The sequence below is a fragment of the Pseudomonas sp. H3_A02 genome, assembly GCF_054671965.1.
This window is the reverse complement of record NZ_CP162807.1, coordinates 3,583,187-3,604,108: the sequence shown is the minus strand read 5'-3', so window position 1 is coordinate 3,604,108 and position 20,922 is coordinate 3,583,187. Positions and strand designations below refer to the sequence as shown.

The window sequence follows — 20,922 nt, the reverse complement described above, 5'->3', positions numbered from 1 at the left end:
GTTGGCCGTCGTGTTTTCGCCCCTTGGATGTGAACAGAAGGCAGGCACCTCATGAGTGAAGACCCGCATGGCATCGCCACGGACCCGCGAGACTGGCCCAAGACACTGTTCTACGTGGCCTTGCTGTTTTCAGTGTTTCAGATCGTCACCGCCGCGTTTTCTCCAGTCTCCAGCATCGTGCTGCGGGCGGTGCATGTCGGCTTCCTGCTGTGGGTGGTGTTCCTCAGCTACCCCGCCTATGGCAAGCAGCGTCCCTGGCAACCCTTGGCCTGGGTCTTGAGCCTGGGGGGCGTGGCGACGGCGCTCTATCAATGGGTGTTCGAAGCCGACCTGATCCAGCGCTCCGGCGACCTGACCACCGCCGACATGATCATTGGCGTGGTCCTGATCGTGCTGGTCTTCGAAGCCGCGCGACGGGTGATGGGCATCGCGCTGCCGATCATTTGTGGCGTATTCCTGGCCTATGGCCTGTTGGGCGAATACTTGCCGGGCGACTTGGCCCATCGCGGCTATGGCGTCGATCAAATCATCAACCAACTGTCGTTCGGCACCGAAGGGCTGTACGGCACGCCAACCTACGTGTCGGCCACCTATATCTTCCTGTTCATCCTGTTCGGCGCCTTCCTGGAGAAGGCCGGCATGATCAAGCTCTTCACCGATTTCGCCATGGGCCTGTTCGGTCACAAACTGGGCGGGCCGGCGAAAGTGGCCGTGGTGTCATCGGCACTGATGGGCACCATCACCGGCTCGGGCATCGCCAACGTGGTCACCACCGGGCAATTCACCATCCCGCTGATGAAGCGCTTCGGCTACAAGGCGGCGTTTGCCGGCGGTGTGGAAGCCACGTCCAGCATGGGCAGCCAGATCATGCCGCCGGTCATGGGCGCGGTGGCGTTCATCATGGCCGAAACCATCAATGTGCCGTTCGTTGAGATCGCCAAGGCGGCATTGATACCGGCATGCCTGTACTTCGGCTCGGTGTTCTGGATGGTTCACCTGGAGGCCAAGCGCTCCGACCTCAAAGGCCTGCCCAAGGACCAGTGCCCCAGCGCCTGGGGCGCGGTCAAGGAAAGCTGGTACCTGCTGATCCCGCTCGGGGTGTTGGTCTATCTGCTGTTTTCCGGACGCACACCGCTGTTTTCCGGCATGGTGGGTCTGGCGTTGACGGCTATCGTGATTCTCGGCTCAGCGATCATTTTCAAGGTCTCGAACTACGCGTTGCGCTGTGCCTTCTGGATCGCCTTGGGGCTACTGTGCGTCGGTTTTTTCCGGCTGGGCATCGGTGTGGTGTTTGCGGTGATCGGCGTATTGGTGGTGGCCTGCTGGTTCATGCAAGGCACACGGGAAACCCTTGTCATCTGCTTGCATGCCTTGGTGGACGGCGCGCGTCACGCCGTTCCGGTGGGGATCGCCTGCGCCCTGGTGGGCAGCATCATCGCGGTGGTCTCGCTGACCGGCGTGGCCTCCACCTTTGCCGGCTACATCCTCGCCATCGGCCGGGACAACCTGTTGCTGTCGCTGATCCTCACCATGCTCACCTGCCTGGTGTTGGGCATGGGTATCCCGACCATTCCCAACTACATCATCACCAGTTCCATCGCCGCGCCGGCCCTGTTGGAACTGGGCGTGCCGCTGATCGTGTCGCACATGTTCGTGTTCTATTTCGGCATCCTCGCTGACCTGACACCACCGGTGGCACTGGCGTGTTTCGCCGCCGCCCCCATTGCCCGGGAAAGTGGTCTGAAAATCAGTTTCTGGGCGGTGCGCATCGCCCTCGCCGGCTTCGTCATTCCGTTCATGACGGTCTATAACCCGGCCCTGATGCTCCAGGGCGACAACCTGTGGATGACGGCGTACATGCTGATCAAGACGTTGTTGGCGGTTGGACTCTGGGGGATGGCATCCACCGGTTACCTGCAACAGAAAATGCCGGTTTGGGAACGCCTGCTGTGCTTTGCCGCCGGCGCATTGCTGGTGGTTGCCCTGCCCCTGACTGATGAGATTGGCTTCGTGCTGGGTGGGCTGCTGATTGTCCAGCACGTCTGGCGCGCGCGACGCAATGGGCGGGCCTTGGCGTGATCGGCTTGTGCGTGGGCCTGTCCGGCGTGGTCTGGGCCCAGCTTGCGGTTGCCGATTTCACGCTGGCGTGGAACCACACCATCGAGAAGGTCCGCTGGGAGGAGGACTATCGCGTGACCGAACAGGGGCTGGTCCTGGGTGAAGCCAGGGTCAAAGGCAATGGCGCGGGCATGGAGATTCCCGACAATGCCCGGCTGGAGAATGGCAGTTGGCACTATCGGCGCCAGGTGCCGCCCCTGCAACCGCTGAAACTGGCCCGCACGCCCCAGGCTGGCGATTATCAATTGTGTTTCGAAGGTGGTTGTCGGCCGATGAGCCATTGGTTGGGGCCGCCGACGGCGGGCGGGCCGACCGTGGAACTGTGGGGTTGTGAATCACCAAAGAGTTGACGCATCTGTGGCGAGGGGATTTATCCCCGCTGGGCTGCGAAGCGGCCCTAAAACCTGACATCTCGGTGTGTCAGGCTCATGAGGTTGACTGAGCTTAGGGCTGCTTCGCAGCCCAGCGGGGATAAATCCCCTCGCCACAATGGTTAACAACCTGAAGATCAGTTATTCACTCAGGCAAACGTCGCCCCTCGGGTATTCACGAACAGTGAATACAACGAGTGGCTGCCGGCCATGAACAACCGATTGCCTTCCCGGCCGCCGAAGCAGACGTTGGGGCAGCGCTCCGGCAGGGAGATGTGCCCGATGGCCTTGCCTTCGGGGTTGAACACCCGCACGCCGTCGAGCTTTTCCAGGTCGGCCTTGGGGTCGCCATTGCCGCCCCAACCGCACCACAGGTTGCCGCTTTCATCGCACTTGATCCCGTCGATCGCCGCGTAATCCAGGCCCTCGATGTGCTTGCGCCGCTCGCCCAGGGTGCCGTCGTCCTTGACGGCGATGGCCCAGATCAAGCGGTTGGGCTTGGCCCGGCCTTCGACCACATAGAGGGTTTTCTCGTCCGGGGAAAAACACAACCCGTTCGGCCCCGCCAGGTCGTCGATCACCCGGCTGACCTTGCCGGTTTCGCCGTCGATGCGGTACACCGCGTGGGGCTGGACCGGTGTGACTTTGTGCCCTTCGTAGTTGTTGCCGGTCTGGAACGGCGGATCGGTGAACCAGACCGAACCGTCCCGCTTGCAGACGATGTCGTTGGGCGAGTTGAAAGGCTTGCCCTCGAAACTGTCCGCCAGCACGGTGAGCGTGCCGTTGTGCTCGGTGCGGGTAATGCGCCGGCCCTCGCTGGCGGTGGTGGAGCCTTCGCACACCAGTAATCGGCCCTGGCGATCGCGGCACATGCCGTTGGAAAAATTGGAGTTCTCGCGGTACACCGACAGGCCGCCGGTGATTTCATCCCAGCGCACGATGCGGTTGTTGGGAATATCACTGACCAGCAAGTAACGCCCATCACCGACCCATACCGGCCCTTCCGCCCAACGCAGGCCGGTGGCGAGCTTCTCCACGCTGGCGTTGAAGAGGCGCAAGTCCATGAAGCTGGGGTCAAGGATATTGATCAGTGGGTCCGGGTAACGCTGGCTCAAGGGCTCGGCCTGGGCGAGCCCGGGCAAGTTACCAAGGGTGGCGGCGGCGGCCGAGACCACCAGGGATTTTTTCAGGAACACCCGGCGGCCCTGATCGGCGGCGGTTGCAGATTGCGAAGCATCCATCGTGCGTCTCCGTTAATTATTATTGGACGGGACGACAGTTTTACTCCGTGATAAGACATCGTACAAGTATATGAAATGGTCCATCCGTACAGTCAATCAGTCCGGGTGCAGCGGTATGCGAACGGTAAAGGTCGTGCCAACTCGCGCCTTCGAATGCACCTCGATGGTGCCCTTATGGGCCAATACGATTGCCGAAGCGATGTGCAGGCCCAGTCCGAGCCCGGCCGTGGAACCGTACTGCGTTTCACGCAGATTTCGGACCATCGGGTTGAAGATGCTGGCAATGGCCTCTTTCTCGATAGGCTTGCCCTGGTTGTTGATCGCAATCACTGCCATATCCTCTTCAGCGCTCAACGAAACAGTAATCGGCGTGCCCTCGGTACCATGCTGGACGGCATTGCCGATCAGGTTGGAGAACACCTGCTCCATGCGTGCCTGGTCAAACAACCCTTCCAAGGGACCGGTGGTTTCAAAGAGGATTCTGTTTTCCGGGTGATAGGCCCGCGCCTCCTCCACCATGCCTTCGCAGGCGGCCACCAGATCGCCGTTGAAGCGCTGCACCGGAATGCCCGAGCCCAGTTGCGTACGGGTGAAATCCAGCAGATCGCCAACGATTTTGTTGGCCCGCTTGACGCTGGTGTAGATGCGCGACGTGATCTTGGTGGCTTTGGCGGGCAGGTCCCCCGCCCGCAGCAGCACCTCTGAACTCAGCAGGATTGCCCCTAAGGGGCTGCGCAGGTCATGCCCGAGAATCCCCAGAAAGATGTTGCGCGACGCATCCACCGCCCCCGAGTAACTGACGACGGACTCGGCCAAGGCCTGGTCCACCGCCTCGTTGAATCGAATCAGATCGTCCATGACCTGCTTGTGATCCAGCTGCGTGTGCGGCATCCAGAGCATGAGCACGCTGGTGCGCAGGGCTCGGTATTCGGAAACCATTTGCTCCACGGTAAAACCCGAGGACTGACGGATGACCGCATGGGTTTCGGCGGCGGTTTCGGCATCAGCCGCCGGCGCCTCCCCGTGGGACTTGGCAATCTGCTCCTTGCGCGTTTGCGAGGTGCACAGGTCAGCGGCGATGGTGCGCAGCATCTGCTCGGCGTGGTCGCGCAGGGCCACGGAATCCATGCCAATGGATGCGGGGGTGATGGTTTTGGCGAAGTCTTCCCACGCCTGAAGAATCGGCTCGATATTGTCGAGAATGAAATCAGCCAGGCGCATGAGTGGTTCCGCTGGAAGGGTAAGGCTGTAAACGACACAGGGGTCAGATTGTTGTACAGCAAAGCGCTGGGCAATGTGCGGAATGCTGTTCACTTAAGGTGCTTACCATGGTTTTGATTTTCCGTTTCGAGTGGCGTCGTTTTTAGTTGGATTGGTGTGTATATCCGTTTCTGCGGTAACGGCTGCTTAGGGTTCCGCTCTTACAGCGGGTCACTTTTGAAAAGCGCAAAAGTAACCAAAACGCTTTTGCCCCACCACTTGGTGCCTCGCCTAGGCTCGGCATACCCTCACTCCGGCATTGCTCCGTGGGCCCGCCGCGAAGGGCAATCCATGGCCCAGCGCGGTTATCCCGGCATCCATGCCGGGATGCCCACTGCGCAATGCCTGCGTTCGGCCAGCGTGGTTAACGGGGCGTCCAGATCAAGATCCAAAGCAGGAGCAAGAGCAAGAGCAAGAGCAAGAGCGGGACACATGCCGACATCGATGTGACTGAGCCACCACCATCGCGAGCAAGCTCGCTCCCACATTGGATCTTCAGCAGACACAAAACTTATGTATACCGCAAAACCTGTGGGAGCGAGCTTGCTCGCGATGAGGCCAGCAAACCCAACATCCATGTGACTGAACCACCGCCATCGCGAGCAAGCTCGCTCCCACAGGGGACACGCGGTCTCATCAAGAACCAGATCGGCTATAAGGCCGCCTCGTGTAGATATTGCAAGGTGACGGCACCGCTGCAACACAGCGTACAGGCCTGCAGACCTTATCCCTTGCAACCCATGAGGCAGAAACCTTAAAGTTGTACGACAACCTATAACTAAAAATAGCTGATCCGAGGCCTTTTGCCTTGGCGGCCGCCTTCGAGACACCTGCCATGACCCGTTCCACTGCCACACCGGATACCCCCACCCCGTTACCCCGCCACCTCGCGGTGCTCGTCCTGCTGTGCATGGGCTGTGCCTTCGCAGGTAACCATGTCGCCGCCCGGGCCGCCTTCGACGACGGTGCCGGGGTGCTGCTGGCGATCCTGCTGCGTTCGGGCGGGACGCTGCTGGTGTTGGCGGCGATGGTGCTCTGGCAGCGACAGAGCCTGCGCTTGCCGCCCGGCGCGTGGCGTTGGCAATTGACCCTGGGGCTGTTGATCGGCGCCCAGAGCCTGTGCCTGTACTCCGCCGTGGCGAGAGTGCCGGTGGCGTTGGCGCTGTTGGTCGGCAACGTGTTTCCGATCCTGCTGGCCCTGCTGACCTGGGCGCTGGGCGGGCCGCGCCCGACGGCTCGCACCGCCGCGTTGATGGGCATGATCCTGGTGGGGCTGGTGTTCGTGCTGGAAGTGCCGACACGCTTATCGTCCGGGCAGGACGTCGGCCCGCAGTGGCTGCTCGGGGTGGGCCTGGCGTTCTGCGCCGCCTGCGTGTTCGCCTGCGCGCTGTGGATCACCGATCACAAGTTGTCCCAAGTGCGCGGTTCGGTACGCAGCCTGTTGACGATTTTCATCGTATTCAGCAGCGTCAACCTCGCCGGCCTGACCGGTGCCCTGCCCGGCGGTTTCGACCTGCCGGCCAGCAGCACCGGGTGGATCGCCCTGGCGACCTTGGTGGTGCTCTATGGCACCGGGTTCATCGTGCTGTTCATTTCCGTGCCCCGCCTGGACATGCCGCGCAACGCCCCGGTGATGAATATCGAACCGCTGGCGACGCTGCTGATCGGCTGGCTGGTACTGGACCAGATGCTCAACCCGGGCCAGGTGATGGGCGGTGCGATTGTGGTGACGGGCATCGTGTTGCTGACCTATCGCAAGGTTGAGCGGGTCAAGGCGTCTGTGGCTGAAACGGCGAACTGAACTGACTGAACGCCTTTGTGGCGAGGGAGCTTGCTCCCGCTCGAGCGCGAAGCGGTCGCCAATTCCTTGGGCCTGCTTCGCAGGCCAGCGGGAGCAAGCTCCCTCGCCACAAGAGTGTGTTCAGTCCGTGCCCCAGCGTCCGCCCTGTCATGGTTCCCAGATAGCCCCCTGCGTAGTTGAGGATTAAGTCTTCACCGTGCTGAAACTTGTTCCCAACCCCACAGTCCTACCCCAGCCGTGAAAACCTCGCCAACTGCAGCCACGGGTTTTCCAGCTGATCGGCGCCAAGCCTGGCGCTAAAGCAACTCCCCCTCTTGAGCCGCTCGTCCCATGCGCCACCCTGTTCGCTCTTGCCGTTTCGTTTCGCTGTGCCTGCTGACCCTGCTTCCCCTATTCACCAGCCCCGCCCATGCCCGTGGCGAAGGGCAGTTGGTGGAGGCTATCAACGACTTCCGTAGTGAGTCCCGCCGCTGTGAATGGCGCACGGTGCGGGCCACGCCGCCGCTGGTGCTGCGTTCGAGCCTGGGTTTGCCGATCGGCTTTCGCGGTGGCCTGCGGGAAACCTTGCACGACGCCGGATATCAAGCCCGGGCCGTGCGCAGCATCCGCCTGACCGATGCGCGGGATGCCGAAGAGGCCTTCGAGATGCTGGCCGACGAGCATTGCGCGGCGCTGCTGGACAACCAATACGCCGACATCGGCGTCAATCGAGTCGGTGATGAATGGCGCGTGGTGCTGGCGCAGCCCATGGGCGGCACGCGGATGAGCGACGTGGGCTCGGCGGACAAGACGCTGCTGGCCCAGGTCAATGCCGCCAGGGCCAAGCCCCGGATGTGCGGACGCCAGCGCTTTGCGGCAACTCGGCCGCTGAGCTGGAACGCCGCGTTGGGCACCGCTGCCCAAGCCCACAGTCGGTCGATGGCACGGGACAATTATTTTGCCCATCGCGACCCGGACGGGCGCTCCACCTCCGATCGCGCCAAGAGCGCCGGCTTTCGCGGACGTAAATTGGGCGAAAACATCGCCGCCGGCCAACGCTCACCGAGCCAGGCCCTGCACGATTGGCTCGCCAGCCCCGGGCACTGCGCCAACCTGATGAACCCGATGTTCACCCAGATGGGCGCAGCGTCCGCCAGCGATTCACGCAGCGATGCGGGGGTGTACTGGACGATGGTGCTTGGCGCGCCATGAAAAACCATTCCCGCTATTGAGCCATCGGCTGTTGTGGCGAGGGAGCTTGCTCCCGCTGGCTTGCGAAGCAGGCCCAAGGCATTTGCGACCGCTTCGCGCTCGAGCGGGAGCAAGCTCCCTCGCCACAGGGGGGCTATGACAAATCTGCCAGCGCTCACGCCGGCCGACGCACCGCCCTCACCTTGCCACTGCCACCGCCGCCACAGAAAAACCGATCGGCCCCGTCGGACTCCAGTCCCGACACACCGATCCCTGGCGGCATCGTCACGCTTTCCAGCACTTGCGCCGTTTGCGGATCGATGCGCCGCAGGTCACTCTCGTCGTTTTCCCAGGTGCCATGCCAAAGCTCGCCATCGACCCAGGTCACGCCCGTGACGAAGCGGTTGGACTCGATAGTGCGCAGAATTCTGCCGTCGGCGGGATCGATCTGCAGGATCTTGCGCGCTTTGTACTGACCGACCCAGAGCGACCCTTCGGCCCACGCCAGGCCGGAATCGTCCCCGCTGTTGGGGGCCGGGATCGTCGCCAAGACCTGGCCGGTGCGGGGGTCGATCTTGCGGATGCTGTCACCGGCGATCTGGAACAGATGTTCGCCATCGAACGCCGTGCCCGCATTCGCCGGGACATCGAGGGAATGCACGGTCTGGCCGCTGGCGGGATCGAGTGCGTGCAGTTTGTCGCCCGACGCGAACCAGACGCGCTCGCCGTCATGGCTCACGCCGTGCACGCAATCAACGCCCGGAAACGGGCCGTATTCACGCAGGATTTGTGCCTCTGAACGTTTCATCTCACTCGCCTCATCGGTGGGGGTTGAGTGCATCCTAGCCATCGGATGGCAGTGCAGTGAGTAACAATACCGTCGCGAATCCAGGCATCGGTGGCGCCATCCAGCGCCGGGCCCTGGCGCGCCCGAACGACTGCGCCTTGCCGGCGGCGGCCAGGGTTTCCAAGGCCCGCTGCACGCTACGCTGGCTGATGTCCAGGGCCAACGCCAGGGCCGAACTGGACCAGGCTTCGCCGTCGGCCAGCAACGCCAACACCGCCCCGTAGGGTTCCTCGACGGGGCGCGTGAGCACCACGACCTCATCGGCCTGCCGCGGCACCAGGGTAAAACCGCGCGGGGTAGCCTTCACCTCCGCCAACGGGCGAAGCATCGCTCGCAACCGGCCCATCTCGACCCGCAGCCGGGCGCGATGGGACTCATCCGTCAGCTTCAAGCCAAAGGCCTGGGCCATGAGCGCTGCCCTCGACACATCGCCGGGCCAAGCTTGCGCCAGCCCACATATCAGGGCGAACAACACCGGGCGCCGGGACAGGTTGAGCTGAATGCCAGCGCCACTGACCCCATAGCGGCATGCGTCCACCACCAGCGCCGTCCCGGCCAACAGCGCTTGTACCTCTTCCAGCACGAGCAAACGCTCTTCGCCTCGGGCGATCAGACGCGCGACGGGCGTGTGCAGCAGTTGCCAGGCGCTGTCAATTTCGGCGCTCAGCGCGCCGATTCCCGCTTGCCGTGCGGCGTGCCCGGCCCGTTCGAGGGCGGCGTGGGCGGTCTGTGTTTGCAACCGCCGCATGGCGATTCCCGCGGCCACTAACTCGCAAGCCGCCCGTGATGCCAAGGGCAGGCAGGCAAGATCCAGCTCGACGAGTTTGAGCTCGGCCTCGTCAAGTCGACCGATCAACAACAGCCGGCGGATTTCGATCGTGCGGGCATGCGCGACGTTGGCTCGATCGCCGTGGGTTTCGAGCACCGCCCGCGCGGCGTCGAGGCGTTTCATCGGCCAAGTCAGGTCGCGGGACGCCAGGGCAATCTCGCCTTCGGCGATTACACAGCGCGCCCGTGCCACGGCCTCCTTGGGCCCGAAGGCCGCGCTCGCCCGACGCATCAGGGCCCGAGCCTTGGCCAGATCGCCCAACTGCGCCATGGCGATGCCGCGAAGCGCGAGGGCCGGGGCATCGTTGCGCAAGGCCACGCGATTGAGCGCGGCCACGGGATCGCCCGCTGCCAATGCTTGCGCTGCCGTGGTGATCTCGTCATTCATGAACGATAACCTTTGTGGCGAGGGAGCTTGCTCCCGCTGGACTGTGAAGCAGGCCCAAGGCATTTGCGACCGCTTCGCGCTCGAGCGGGAGCAAGCTCCCTCGCCACAGGCTTGCCCCAGCCCAAACCTGCGCCGCACTCAGGCTGTGGGTAATCGGTTACAGGCGGATCTCAGCAGCCGGCATAACATCAATCCGCGACACCGCACTGCTCAGCCGACCCAGCCGATTGTTGTGGTTGGCGATGATCTGCTCGGCCGCCATGCTGCCATTGTCCACGGTGGAGTGGGCGTCGGCCGCCAGGACCACGTCGTACCCCAGGGCATGGGCCTGGCGCACGGTGGCATTGACGCAACAGTCGGTTTGCAGCCCGCAGATCACCAGGCGGTCAATGCCTCGTGCCTGCAGCAAGGGTTGCAGGTCGGTCTGGTAGAAGGCATCGGGCGTGGTCTTGCGCACCCGCAGGTCATCCACCGCAGTCGACAGGCCGTCGGCCAGTTGCCAGCCGACAGCGCCATGGGTCAGCGCCCCTTCCAGCTCTTCATGCTGGATCAGGATCACCGTCCGGCCGAGCGCCCTGGCCCTGGCACCGAGGTCACTGATGGTCCGGATGATGCGCTGGCTGTCGAAGCACTCCTCTTCGCCGCTGCACAGCGCGTTCTGGACATCGATGATCAGCAATGCGGTGTTCATGACCTTCCCTCTTCAAACCGTGTTGGAGCCGCGCACTCCCTCAATAACCCAGCGACAACCCGGTGTTGCGACGGGGGTCGTTGGCGCCATAGAAGCGGTTCTTGCCCACGGGCTTGCCGCCCAATGACGGCGCGCCAACCAGAATCGCGGCAATGTGGTTGGGATCCTGCGGGCCGGCAAACTTGTGCCCCCAGCTCTCCAGCAGCTTCTGGGTATCAGGGCTGGCCGCGAACGTCTCCAGGTTGGTCTCCTCCGGCATCCACTGTTGATGGAAACGCGGCGCATCGACTGCTTCCTGGAGGTTCATGCCGTAGTCGATCACGTTGAGGATGGTCAGCAACGTCGCGGTGATGATCCGGCTGCCGCCCGGGGTGCCCACCACCATGACTGTCTTGCCGTCCTTGGTGACGATGGTCGGGCTCATGGACGACAGCGGCGCCTTCCCTGGCGCGATGGCGTTGGCCTCGCCCTGCACCAGGCCATACATGTTGGGCACGCCGACCTTGGCGGTGAAGTCGTCCATTTCATCGTTGAGGATCACCCCGGTCTTGCTGGCCATGACGCCGGCACCAAACCAGTCGTTCAGGGTGTAGGTAACCGAAACGGCGTTGCCCCACTTGTCGACGATGGAGTAATGGGTGGTGTTGCTGCCCTCGTGGGGCGCCACGCCGGGCTTGATCTTCTGCGAGTCGCCGGCCTTCTGCGGTTCGATCGCGGCCCGCAGCTTGGCGGCATAGTTTTTATCCAGCAGGTGGTCGATGGGGTTCTTCACGAAGTCCGGATCACCCAGGTAGCTGTTGCGGTCCACGTAGGCGTGGCGCATGGCTTCGATCTGATAGTGCATGCCCTGGGCCGAGTGGAACCCCAACTCCTTCATCGGATAGCCGTCGAGGATGTTCATGATCTGGCACAGCACCACCCCGCCGGAACTGGGCGGCGGTGCCGAGATGATGTGGTAGCCGCGGTAGTCGCACTCCACCGGGGCCAGCTCGCGGGTCTTGTACTTGTCCAGGTCGGCCTGGGTGATGATGCCTTTGTTGGCCTGGCTGGAGGTGACCAGGGCATCGGCGACCCAGCCCTTGTAGAAGCCGTCGGCGCCCTTGGCGGAGATTTCCCGCAGGGTCTTGGCGAGGTCTTTTTGCACCAGCTTCTGGCCGACCTGCATGGGCTCGCCGTTGCTCAGGAAGATCGCCCCGGAGTCGCGCATGTCCTTCTTGAACACATCGGTGGCGGTTTCCAGCAGATCGACATCGCCCTGTTCCAGGGTGAAGCCTTCCTCGGCGAACTTGATGGCCGGGGCGATCAGTTCCGCCCGGGGTTTACTGCCGTACTTGCTCAACGCCAGTTCCATGCCGGACACGGTGCCGGGCACGCCTACCGCCAGGTGGCCGCGGGTACTGAGCTCGGGCACGACGTTGCCGTCCTTGTCCAGGTACATGTTGGCGGTAGCGGCCAGAGGGGCTTTTTCGCGGAAATCCAGGAACGTCTTGCGACCATCGGCCAGTTGCAGGGTCATGAAACCACCCCCACCCAGGTTGCCCGCCGCCGGATACACCACGGCCAGGGCATAGCCCACCGCCACCGCCGCATCCACGGCATTGCCGCCGTTCTTGAGCACGTCGACCCCGACATGGGTCGCCAGGTGCTGGGCGGTGACCACCATACCGTTCTCGGCGGCCACCGGCGCTTGGGAAGCGGCGTACGTCGATAAGCAACCGAGGGTCAATGACGTAGCGATGAGCGTTCGAGCTAAGGATTCGAACTTCATGAGTCGGTCTCTTCTTGTTTTTAGGGATAGGGATCGCTTCAAAAGCATTAGGCAGTATGGCCCGATTTGCGTAATGCGCCTGTTCGCTCGTCGACCGGATGACGTCACGACAACCTTTGGGATAGGCTCCTGCGGTTCATCCCCCAACGCATAAGGACATCGCCGATGACGCTACGAATCGAACGCACCGACACGCCCACCGACGAAGAACGCCAAGCCATCCTCGCCCCGCTACGCGCCTATAACACCGCCAAGACCGGTGGGACGGTGCCTGAACTGGTGGCCTGGCTGGTGCGGGACGAACAGGGCGAAATCGTCGGGGGACTCTACGGCCGAGTGTTTTTTGGTTGGCTGTATATCGAATTGCTGGTGGTGCCGGAACAGGCCCGGGGCCAGGGCACCGGCTCGACCCTGATGCAGATGGCCGAAGAACTGGCCCGGGAGAAGAACTGCGTGGGCATCTGGCTGGACACCTTCGACTTCCAGGCCCCGGCGTTCTACCGCAGACACGGTTTCACGGAAATCGGCCAGATCGACGACTACCCGCCGGGCCACCAGCACTTCTTCTTTCAGAAACGCCTAACGCCCTCTGACTGAAACCCAACCCCTGTGGGAGCGAGCTTGCTCGCGATGGCGGTGGGTCAGTCGACAGACATGTTGACTGTTGGATGGCTATCGCGAGCAAGCTCGCTCCCACAGGGGGATTGCGGTGGATGGCAATCTTTCGGCCACCCAGGACCAGTGTGGGAGCGGGCTTGCTCGCGAAAGCGGAGCATCAGTCGACAAAAATGTTGAATGGTTAACCGCTTTCGCGAGCAAGCCCGCTCCCACATTCGATCCGGTGTTCAACTCGAGTTGCTTATAGACACGTCGCCAACGCCGCCAACCGGCGCTTGGCCACGAAGTCGTCATGTTTGGCGTAATAGCTCAACTCGGTGCCCGTCGCACCGGCGTGCAAGTCGACAAACGACTCGGCGGAGCGGGTATAGACCGTCGAGCCGCCCTTCTTGCCCGTTTGCAGGTAGGCGCCGGCATCGACACCGAATACCGCTTCGTCCTGCCAGGAAAATTGCACACACTGGGCCACGACCTGTTCCGGTTTGTCCGAGGTCAGGGTCTTGTAAGGGGCCTGGGTCCGAGCCTCGTTCATCGCCGAGCCCGCGCAGCCGGCCAGCAAAGTGGCGGCCAGGGCCACCGTCAACATTCGCATTGCGATCACTCATCGAGAAAAAAACGGACTGTAGCACTGCGGCCCAAGCCATCGTGCTGCTTTACTGAAATTTACCCGCGACAGCGAGCACCGATTCACGCAATCTGTCGCGCCATTGCCACCAGCCACGCGGAACACCCCATGACCCCCAACGCCGAGTTCTACAAGCCCACCCCGGAATATGCCGACAAACTGATCAGCCAGATCGGCCAGACACCTTCCTGGATCGCCAAGCGAATCGGCGTCACCGACAAACGGATTCGCTACATCCTCGACGGCGAACGTACCGTCAAGGGCGAAACCACGCCGATCCAGATGACCTACACCGAACAATTCGCCCTCGAATGCCTGGCGGCTGCGGCCAAGGCCAGCAAGAAACAGTCCTCGTCTCCCAAGGAGTGACCATGGCGGCAACCGAACAGCAACACGAACGGGCCTTGGAAAAGTTTCTCGATGAGCGCCCCGAACTGCGCCTCGAACTGGACCACCTCAACCCACTGCTGGCCCAGGCCAAGGGCGAGACCACCGCGCAGTACCGTGCCGAGCGCTTGCATGAAGCGTTCGAAGCCGAGGCCGAGCGCCTGGGCCTGTTTGCCTGGGAACTGACCCTGCAACTGACCGCCGCCTCGCCTGAGGAGTACCAGGCCCAGCGCCTGGAGGTGCACAGGGAAGTGGCGGAAATGGCCGGGATGGAATGGGTGGAGTATTGCGAGTTGCATGGCCTCAAGCAGTAGCCTGATCACACGCCCATCTGTGGGAGCAAAGCTTGCTCGCGATACAGGCGCCTCGGTTTTCCGGAGACCGCATGGCCCTCATCGCGGGCAAGCCTTGCCCCCACACAGACCTCGCTGCACAAGCCTTGCTCCCACACAGGCATACACAATCGCCCCCCCGCCCATAAAGCTTTATCATGGCCGCAGTTTTGCTGATCGGGTCTGTCATGAAGTTCGCCATTGCGCTGTTTTCCGCCGCCCATGCGCCCTCCTCGCGCCGTGCCTTGCTGTTTGCCCAAGCGGCGCTGGCGGGTGGGCATGAGATCGTGCGGCTGTTTTTCTATCAGGACGGCGTCTATAACGCCTGCGCCAGTGTCGTCACGCCCCAGGACGAACAGGACCTGCCCCAACAATGGCGCGCCTTTGTCAGCGAAAACCAGCTCGACGGCGTGGTCTGCATCGCGGCGGCGTTGCGTCGTGGCGTGTTGAACGAGGAAGAAGCCCAGCGCTACCAGCGTTCGGCGGCCAGCGTCGAAGCGCCCTGGGCCTTGTCCGGACTGGGCCAGTTGCACGATGCGATCCAGGACGCCGACCGCTTGATCTGTTTTGGAGGCGCGTGATGGCCAAGTCTTTATTGCTCATCAGCCGCCAGGCCCCCTGGTCGGGCCCGGGTGCCCGTGAAGCGCTGGACATCGTCCTCGCCGGCGGGGCGTTCGACCTGCCCATCGGCCTGCTGTTTCTCGATGACGGGGTGTTCCAGCTCAGCGCCGGCCAAAACGCCAAGGCAGTCCAGCAAAAGGACCTGAGCGCCAACCTGCAGGCATTGCCTATGTTCGGCGTCGAGGAACTGTTCCTCTGCGCCGACAGCGCCGCCGAACGTGGCGTTGCCAGCGCTGCCCTGGCGCTGGGCGAGGTGAAAGTACTGAACGCGCCGGACATCGCCGCGCTCATCGACCGTTACGACCAGGTGATCACCCTCTGATGTCGACTTTGCATGTGTTGTCTCATTCGCCCTTCGGCGATAACCGCCTCGCCAGTTGCCTACGAGTACTGGGCAATCAGGATGCGCTGCTGCTGTGCGGCGACGCGACGTATGCGTTGCAGCCGGGCAGCCCACCGTTTGCAGTGCTGCAGGCCGCCGGCGTGAACCTGTTCGTGCTCGCCGAAGACCTCCAGGCCCGCGCCCTGGACACGCCAGACTGGGCCGAAGCCATCAACTACTCAGGTTTCGTCGAGCTATCGATCGAGCACGACAAGGTCAACACCTGGCTATGAACACGCTGAACGTGGGCGACCGCGCCATCGCGCTGGACAAGGACGGCTACCTGGCCGACCTGGACGACTGGTCGGCCGAAGTCGCCACGGCCCTGGCCACCGCCGAGGACATCGAGTTGAGTCCCGAACACTGGGAAATCCTCGAACTGCTGCGCGGTTTCTACGACGAATTCCAGCTCTCCCCCGCGACCCGGCCGCTGATCAAGTACACGGCGTTGAAACTGGGGGCGGACAAAGGCAACAGCCTGCACCTGAACCGATTGTTCAAAGGCACTCCCGCCAAACTCGCCGCCAAGCTGGCGGGCCTGCCCAAACCGACGAATTGCTTATGACCGACTTTCCAGCACTGACCCTTGAGACCCCGGCCGAACACCCGTTCGCCCAATTCGTGCGTATCCTTGGCAAAGGCAAGCGCGGCGCCCGCAACCTGACCCGCGAAGAGGCCCGCGAAGCCATGGGCATGGTGCTCGACGAACAGGTTGAGGACACCCAGCTGGGCGCCTTCCTGATGCTGCTGCGGCACAAGGAAGAAAGCGCCGAGGAAATGGCCGGCTTCACCGAAGCCCTGCGCGAACGCCTGGTGGTCCCGACGTTGACGGTGGACCTCGACTGGCCGACCTACGCCGGCAAGAAGCGCCATTTGCCGTGGTACCTGCTGGCGGCCAAGTGCCTGGGGCAGAACGGCGTGCGGATTTTCATGCACGGCGGCGGTGCCCACACCGCCGGTCGCCTCTACACCGAACAATTGCTGGGCCTGTTGCAGATCCCACTGTGCCGGGACTGGCAGCAGGTCGGCAGTGCGCTGGACAACGGCGGCCTGGCCTTCATGCCGCTGGTGGACTGGGCGCCGCAGATGCAGCGCATGATCGACCTGCGCAACACCCTGGGCCTGCGCTCGCCGATCCACTCCCTGGCGCGGATCCTCAACCCACTGGCGGCCCGTTGCGGCTTGCAAAGCATCTTCCACCCGGGCTACCAGGCTGTGCATCGCGATGCCAGCGGCTTGCTCGGTGACACTGCCATCGTGATCAAGGGCGACGGCGGCGAGATCGAGATCAACCCGGACGCCGACAGTCACCTGTACGGCACCACTGGCGGCGCCAGTTGGGACGAAGAATGGCCGCGCCTGGCCGAACAGCGCCATGTCAAACCGGAGAGCCTCGACCCCGAGCATTTGAAGGCGATCTGGCGTGGTGAGGTCGAGGACAGCTACCCGCAACTGGCGCTGATCGCCACCATGGCATTGGCCCTGCGTGGCCTGGGCGATACCCGCGACGAAGCGTTCGACAAAGCCCGGCAGTATTGGGATGCCCGAGACCGTTCGATTTAACCGATCATTAACGCCCAACCTTTGCGCTTTTAGTTCGAACCTATCGGAATAGACTCGCCTCCAACGTTTATTGGCCGAGGAGATCGAGATGGGTTTGTTAGTCGAGGGCCGCTGGCAGGACCAGTGGTATGAAAGCAAGGACGGCACCTTCCAGCGCGAACAGGCGCAGCGCCGTCACTGGGTCACCGCCGACGGCAGTGCCGGCCCCTCGGGCGAGAGCGGGTTTGCCGCCGAGGCCGGGCGCTACCATTTGTATGTCTCCCTGGCCTGCCCCTGGGCCCACCGCACGCTGATCTTTCGCAAGCTCAAGGGCCTGGAAGACTTGATCGATGTCTCGGTGGTCAGCTACCTGATGCTGGAAAATGGCTGGACCTTCGACAAGGCCCACGGCTCCACAGGCGACAAACTCGACGATCTGCAATTCCTGCATCAGCGCTACACCGCCGACACGCCAGACTACACTGGTCGCGTCACCGTGCCGGCGCTGTGGGACAAACAGCAACAGCGCATCGTCAACAACGAATCGGCGGAAATCATCCGCATGTTCAACAGCGCCTTCGATGGCTTGACCGGCAACGACCTGGACCTGTATCCCGAGCACCTGCGCCGCGATATCGACGCGCTGAACGAGCGGATCTACCCGGCGGTGAACAACGGTGTCTACCGGGCCGGATTCGCTACGACCCAAGCGGCCTACGAAGAAGCATTCGACGGTTTATTCGCCGAACTGGACCGGCTGGAGGCCTTGCTGGCAACCAAGCGCTACTTGGCCGGCGAATACCTGACTGAGGCGGATATCCGCCTGTTCACCACGATCATCCGCTTCGACGCGGTGTACTTCGGTCACTTCAAATGCAACCTGCGGCGCATCGCCGATTATCCGAACCTGTCGAACTGGCTGCGGGAGCTGTACCAGTGGCCGGGCATTGCCGAGACCGTGGATTTCACCCACATCCAAGGCCATTACTATGGCAGCCACAAGACCATCAACCCCAATGGGATCGTGCCCAAGGGGCCGAAGCAGGACTTTACGCTCGCCCATGATCGGGAAAGGTTGAGTGGGAAAGGGATTTGGCGTGGGGTTAGGGGCTGATCCGGGATTTTCGCTGTATTTGAGGGCCTCATCGCGAGCAAGCTCGCTCCCACAGTGGACTGTGTGCAACCGCAGATTCATGGTTGAACACGATCAATTGTGGGAGCGAGCTTGCTCGCGATTGGAGGCGACACGGTCTTTCTAGACCTGCCCCTGAGCCCCTTCAAACCACGCCAGTTTCTCGCGCAGTTGCACCACTTCCCCAACGATCACCAGCGTCGGCGCATGCACCTCGTGCTCGGCCACCAGCCGTGGCAAGTCCGCCAAAGTGCCGGTAAACACCCGTTGGTTGGACGTCGTACCCTGCTGGATCAACGCCGCCGGCGTATCCGCCGCGCGACCGTGCTTGATCAGCTCGTTGCAGATCATCGGCAAGCCGACCAAGCCCATGTAGAACACCAGCGTCTGCGCCGGCGACACCAAGTCTGCCCACGGCAAGTCGCTGGTGCCGTCCTTGAGATGGCCAGTGATGAAACGCACCGACTGGGCGTAGTCGCGATGGGTCAGCGGGATCCCGGCGTAGGCCGCGCAACCACTGGCGGCGGTGATGCCCGGGACGACCTGGAACGGGATGCCATGGGCCGCCAGCTCTTCGATCTCCTCGCCACCACGGCCGAAGATGAACGGATCGCCGCCCTTCAATCGCACCACACGCTTGCCCTGGCGGGCCAGGTCCACCAATTGCTGGTTGATCTGATCCTGGGGTACGGCGTGGTCGGCGCGGCGCTTGCCGACGTAGATGCGTTCAGCGTCACGCCGGCACAGTTCGAGGATTGCCGGTGCCACCAGGCGGTCGTACAGCACCACGTCCGCCTGCTGCATCAAGCGCAAGGCGCGGAAGGTCAGCAGGTCCGGATCCCCCGGCCCGGCTCCCACCAAGTAGACTTCGCCCGGCGCGTTCGGCGCCTGGCCGTCGATCTTTTCCCGCAGCAAGCGCTCGGCTTCGCCGCCCTGCCCGGCCAGTTGGCGGTCGGCGATAGGGCCTTGGAACACCTCTTCCCAAAACGCCCGGCGCTGCTGGACATCGGGAAACAGTTGCTTGACCTGATTGCGAAAGCGCGCCGCCAGCCCGGCCAGTTGCCCGTAGGTCGATGGAATCCAGGTTTCCAGCTTGGCCCGGATCAGCCGCGCCAGCACCGGCGCATCCCCGCCGCTGGACACCGCGATCACTAATGGAGAGCGGTCGACAATCGCCGGAAAGATCACGCTGCACAGGGCCGGCGCGTCCACCACGTTGACCGGCACGCAACGCTTGTGGGCGTCGGCCGAGACCTGGGCATTGAGCGGTTCGTCGTCGGTGGCGGCAATGATCAGCCCGCACCCGTCCAGATCCGTCTCGAGGTAACCGCGCTGGACACACTCGCCGCCGCTGCCACTGACCAGCTCCCGCAACTGCGGTTCGATGTCGGGTGCGACCACCCGCAGCAACGCGCCGGCAACGGCCAGCAGGCGGGACTTGCGCAAGGCAATCTCCCCGCCGCCAACCACCAGCACGCGGCTGCCGCGCAGGTTGTGGAACAGTGGCAAATAGTCCATTTAGCCGATGACCTCGATGCCGCCCATGTAGGGTTTCAACACCTCGGGTACCCGGATCGAACCGTCGGCCTGCTGGTAGTTTTCCAGCACTGCCACCAAGGTCCGGCCCACCGCCAGGCCGGAACCGTTGAGGGTGTGGACCAGTTCCGGCTTGCCGGTTTCCGGGTTGCGGAAACGCGCCTGCATGCGGCGGGCCTGGAAGTCGCCGCAGTTGGAGCACGAGGAAATCTCGCGGTATTTGTCCTGGCTCGGGATCCAGACTTCCAGGTCGTAGGTCTTGACTGCGCTGAAGCCCATGTCGCCGGTGCACAGCGCCAGAGTGCGATACGGCAGTTCCAGCAGTTGCAAGACTTTCTCGGCGTTGGCGGTCAGGCTTTCCAGGGCTTCCATGGACTTCGAAGGCTCGACAATCTGGACCATCTCGACTTTGTCGAACTGGTGCTGGCGGATCATGCCGCGGGTATCACGGCCCGACGCCCCGGCTTCACTGCGGAAGCACGGCGTGTGGGCGACGAACTTGATCGGCAGTTGCTTGGCGTCGACGATCTCGCCAGCGACGATGTTGGTCAGCGAGACTTCGGCGGTCGGGATCAGGTACAGGTCAGCCTCGCCGTCGCGGCTGATCTTGAACAGGTCTTCCTCGAACTTGGGCAACTGGCCGGTGCCTTGCAGCGCCGGGGCCTGGACCAGGTACGGCGTGTAGGCTTCTTCGTAGCCATGCTCAGTGACGTGCAGGTTGATCATGAACTGCGCCAGGGCCCGATGCAGACGGGCGATCGGCCCACGCAGCAGGGCGAAACGGGCGCCCGACAGCTTGGCGGCGGTTTCGAAGTCGAGCCAACCGAACTTCTCGCCCAGGGCCACGTGGTCCTGCACCGGGAAATCGAAGGTTGTCGGCGTGCCCCAGCGGCGCACTTCGACGTTGCCGTCTTCGTCTGCACCGACTGGCACCGATTCGTGAGGCAGGTTCGGGATGCCCAGCAGGATCGAATCCAGCTCGGTCTGGATCGCGTCCAGCTCGACCTTGCCGGCACTCAATTCGCCCGCCATGCGCTCGACATCGGCCATCAGCGGCGCGATGTCTTCGCCACGCTGCTTGGCCTGACCGATGGACTTGGAGCGCGCGTTACGTTCAGCCTGCAGGGCTTCGGTGCGGGTCTGGACGGTCTTGCGCTGTTCTTCCAGCGCTTCGATGCGCGCGACGTCCAGGGCAAAGCCACGGGAAGCCAGGCGGTCCGCTACGTCCTGAAGGTTGCTACGTAACAGTTTGGAATCGAGCATG

The 20,922-nt window shown here is 63.0% G+C and carries 22 protein-coding genes; 13 read left to right on the top strand and 9 right to left on the bottom strand.

Annotated elements, in window-relative coordinates:
- The first annotated feature begins 51 nt into the window (after positions 1–51).
- Positions 52–2,079, top strand: coding sequence for a TRAP transporter permease (locus AB4N80_RS16025; protein WP_460082935.1), 2,028 nt, complete (start codon positions 52–54; stop codon positions 2,077–2,079).
- A complete protein-coding gene (locus tag AB4N80_RS16020; RefSeq protein ID WP_122566206.1) occupies positions 2,076–2,468 on the top strand; it encodes a DUF1850 domain-containing protein in 393 nt (130 codons plus the stop codon). Before AB4N80_RS16025 ends, AB4N80_RS16020 begins: the two co-directional genes overlap by 4 nt.
- Before the next feature lie 170 nt (positions 2,469–2,638).
- Here AB4N80_RS16020 and AB4N80_RS16015 read toward each other — a convergent pair whose 3' ends face one another.
- Positions 2,639–3,730, bottom strand: a complete 1,092-nt coding sequence (locus AB4N80_RS16015; RefSeq protein ID WP_122566205.1) for an SMP-30/gluconolactonase/LRE family protein — start codon at positions 3,728–3,730, stop codon at positions 2,639–2,641.
- A 96-nt stretch (positions 3,731–3,826) separates the two neighbouring features.
- The gene (locus AB4N80_RS16010; protein ID WP_305481824.1) at positions 3,827–4,951 is read right to left on the bottom strand and encodes a sensor histidine kinase; all 1,125 of its coding nucleotides are present in this window, start codon (positions 4,949–4,951) and stop codon (positions 3,827–3,829) included.
- Between the two features lie 874 nt (positions 4,952–5,825).
- On the opposite strand from AB4N80_RS16010, the gene AB4N80_RS16005 reads away from it, so the two are divergent.
- Entirely contained in the window at positions 5,826–6,791 is a 966-nt protein-coding gene (locus tag AB4N80_RS16005) for an EamA family transporter (protein WP_122568534.1), read from the top strand.
- Positions 6,792–7,121: 330 nt separating this feature from the next.
- Positions 7,122–7,982, top strand: a complete 861-nt coding sequence (locus tag AB4N80_RS16000) for a CAP domain-containing protein (RefSeq protein ID WP_122568533.1) — start codon at positions 7,122–7,124, stop codon at positions 7,980–7,982.
- Between the two features lie 154 nt (positions 7,983–8,136).
- Here AB4N80_RS16000 and AB4N80_RS15995 read toward each other — a convergent pair whose 3' ends face one another.
- The 4 genes from AB4N80_RS15995 to ggt form a co-directional block, all read right to left on the bottom strand.
- Positions 8,137–8,769 carry a Vgb family protein gene (locus tag AB4N80_RS15995; RefSeq protein WP_122568532.1) on the bottom strand — a complete coding sequence of 211 codons (633 nt, stop codon included), beginning with the start codon at positions 8,767–8,769 and terminating at the stop codon, positions 8,137–8,139.
- A gap of 34 nt (positions 8,770–8,803) precedes the next feature.
- On the bottom strand, positions 8,804–10,024 hold the full coding sequence (locus tag AB4N80_RS15990; protein ID WP_122568531.1) for a helix-turn-helix domain-containing protein: 1,221 nt from the start codon (positions 10,022–10,024) through the stop codon (positions 8,804–8,806).
- Between the two features lie 157 nt (positions 10,025–10,181).
- Positions 10,182–10,715, bottom strand: coding sequence for a cysteine hydrolase family protein (locus AB4N80_RS15985; RefSeq protein WP_122568530.1), 534 nt, complete (start codon positions 10,713–10,715; stop codon positions 10,182–10,184).
- A 40-nt stretch (positions 10,716–10,755) separates the two neighbouring features.
- Positions 10,756–12,483, bottom strand: a complete 1,728-nt coding sequence (ggt, locus tag AB4N80_RS15980) for a gamma-glutamyltransferase (protein ID WP_122568529.1) — start codon at positions 12,481–12,483, stop codon at positions 10,756–10,758.
- Between the two features lie 165 nt (positions 12,484–12,648).
- Between ggt and AB4N80_RS15975 the strand changes: the two genes are divergently transcribed.
- On the top strand, positions 12,649–13,080 hold the full coding sequence (locus tag AB4N80_RS15975) for a GNAT family N-acetyltransferase (RefSeq protein WP_122568528.1): 432 nt from the start codon (positions 12,649–12,651) through the stop codon (positions 13,078–13,080).
- Positions 13,081–13,342: 262 nt separating this feature from the next.
- Here AB4N80_RS15975 and AB4N80_RS15970 read toward each other — a convergent pair whose 3' ends face one another.
- Complete coding sequence (locus AB4N80_RS15970) at positions 13,343–13,693, bottom strand: hypothetical protein (protein WP_122568527.1); 351 nt, start codon at positions 13,691–13,693, stop codon at positions 13,343–13,345.
- Positions 13,694–13,834: 141 nt separating this feature from the next.
- Between AB4N80_RS15970 and AB4N80_RS15965 the strand changes: the two genes are divergently transcribed.
- The 8 genes from AB4N80_RS15965 to AB4N80_RS15930 all read left to right on the top strand — a co-directional run bounded on the left by AB4N80_RS15965 (position 13,835) and on the right by AB4N80_RS15930 (position 18,104).
- Complete coding sequence (locus AB4N80_RS15965) at positions 13,835–14,095, top strand: hypothetical protein (protein ID WP_060741573.1); 261 nt, start codon at positions 13,835–13,837, stop codon at positions 14,093–14,095.
- A gap of 2 nt (positions 14,096–14,097) precedes the next feature.
- Positions 14,098–14,427, top strand: a complete 330-nt coding sequence (locus tag AB4N80_RS15960) for a DUF6388 family protein (RefSeq protein WP_122568526.1) — start codon at positions 14,098–14,100, stop codon at positions 14,425–14,427.
- Between the two features lie 206 nt (positions 14,428–14,633).
- A complete protein-coding gene (tusD, locus tag AB4N80_RS15955; protein WP_122568537.1) occupies positions 14,634–15,026 on the top strand; it encodes a sulfurtransferase complex subunit TusD in 393 nt (130 codons plus the stop codon).
- Positions 15,026–15,388, top strand: coding sequence for a sulfurtransferase complex subunit TusC (gene tusC / locus AB4N80_RS15950; RefSeq protein ID WP_122568525.1), 363 nt, complete (start codon positions 15,026–15,028; stop codon positions 15,386–15,388). The genes tusD and tusC overlap by 1 nt, the downstream gene beginning before the upstream one ends.
- A complete protein-coding gene (gene tusB / locus AB4N80_RS15945) occupies positions 15,388–15,681 on the top strand; it encodes a sulfurtransferase complex subunit TusB (RefSeq protein WP_063320500.1) in 294 nt (97 codons plus the stop codon). The genes tusC and tusB overlap by 1 nt, the downstream gene beginning before the upstream one ends.
- Positions 15,678–16,013, top strand: a complete 336-nt coding sequence (locus tag AB4N80_RS15940; protein WP_122568524.1) for a TusE/DsrC/DsvC family sulfur relay protein — start codon at positions 15,678–15,680, stop codon at positions 16,011–16,013. Before tusB ends, AB4N80_RS15940 begins: the two co-directional genes overlap by 4 nt.
- The gene (locus tag AB4N80_RS15935) at positions 16,010–17,011 is read left to right on the top strand and encodes a glycosyl transferase family protein (RefSeq protein WP_122568523.1); all 1,002 of its coding nucleotides are present in this window, start codon (positions 16,010–16,012) and stop codon (positions 17,009–17,011) included. Before AB4N80_RS15940 ends, AB4N80_RS15935 begins: the two co-directional genes overlap by 4 nt.
- 88 nt (positions 17,012–17,099) lie before the next feature.
- Complete coding sequence (locus AB4N80_RS15930; RefSeq protein WP_460082920.1) at positions 17,100–18,104, top strand: glutathione S-transferase family protein; 1,005 nt, start codon at positions 17,100–17,102, stop codon at positions 18,102–18,104.
- Between the two features lie 141 nt (positions 18,105–18,245).
- Here the strand turns inward: AB4N80_RS15930 and cysG are convergent, their stop codons facing one another.
- Positions 18,246–19,640 carry a siroheme synthase CysG gene (cysG, locus tag AB4N80_RS15925; RefSeq protein ID WP_122568521.1) on the bottom strand — a complete coding sequence of 465 codons (1,395 nt, stop codon included), beginning with the start codon at positions 19,638–19,640 and terminating at the stop codon, positions 18,246–18,248.
- The gene (serS, locus tag AB4N80_RS15920; protein WP_122568520.1) at positions 19,641–20,921 is read right to left on the bottom strand and encodes a serine--tRNA ligase; all 1,281 of its coding nucleotides are present in this window, start codon (positions 20,919–20,921) and stop codon (positions 19,641–19,643) included.
- Between the last annotated feature and the right edge of the window lies 1 nt (position 20,922).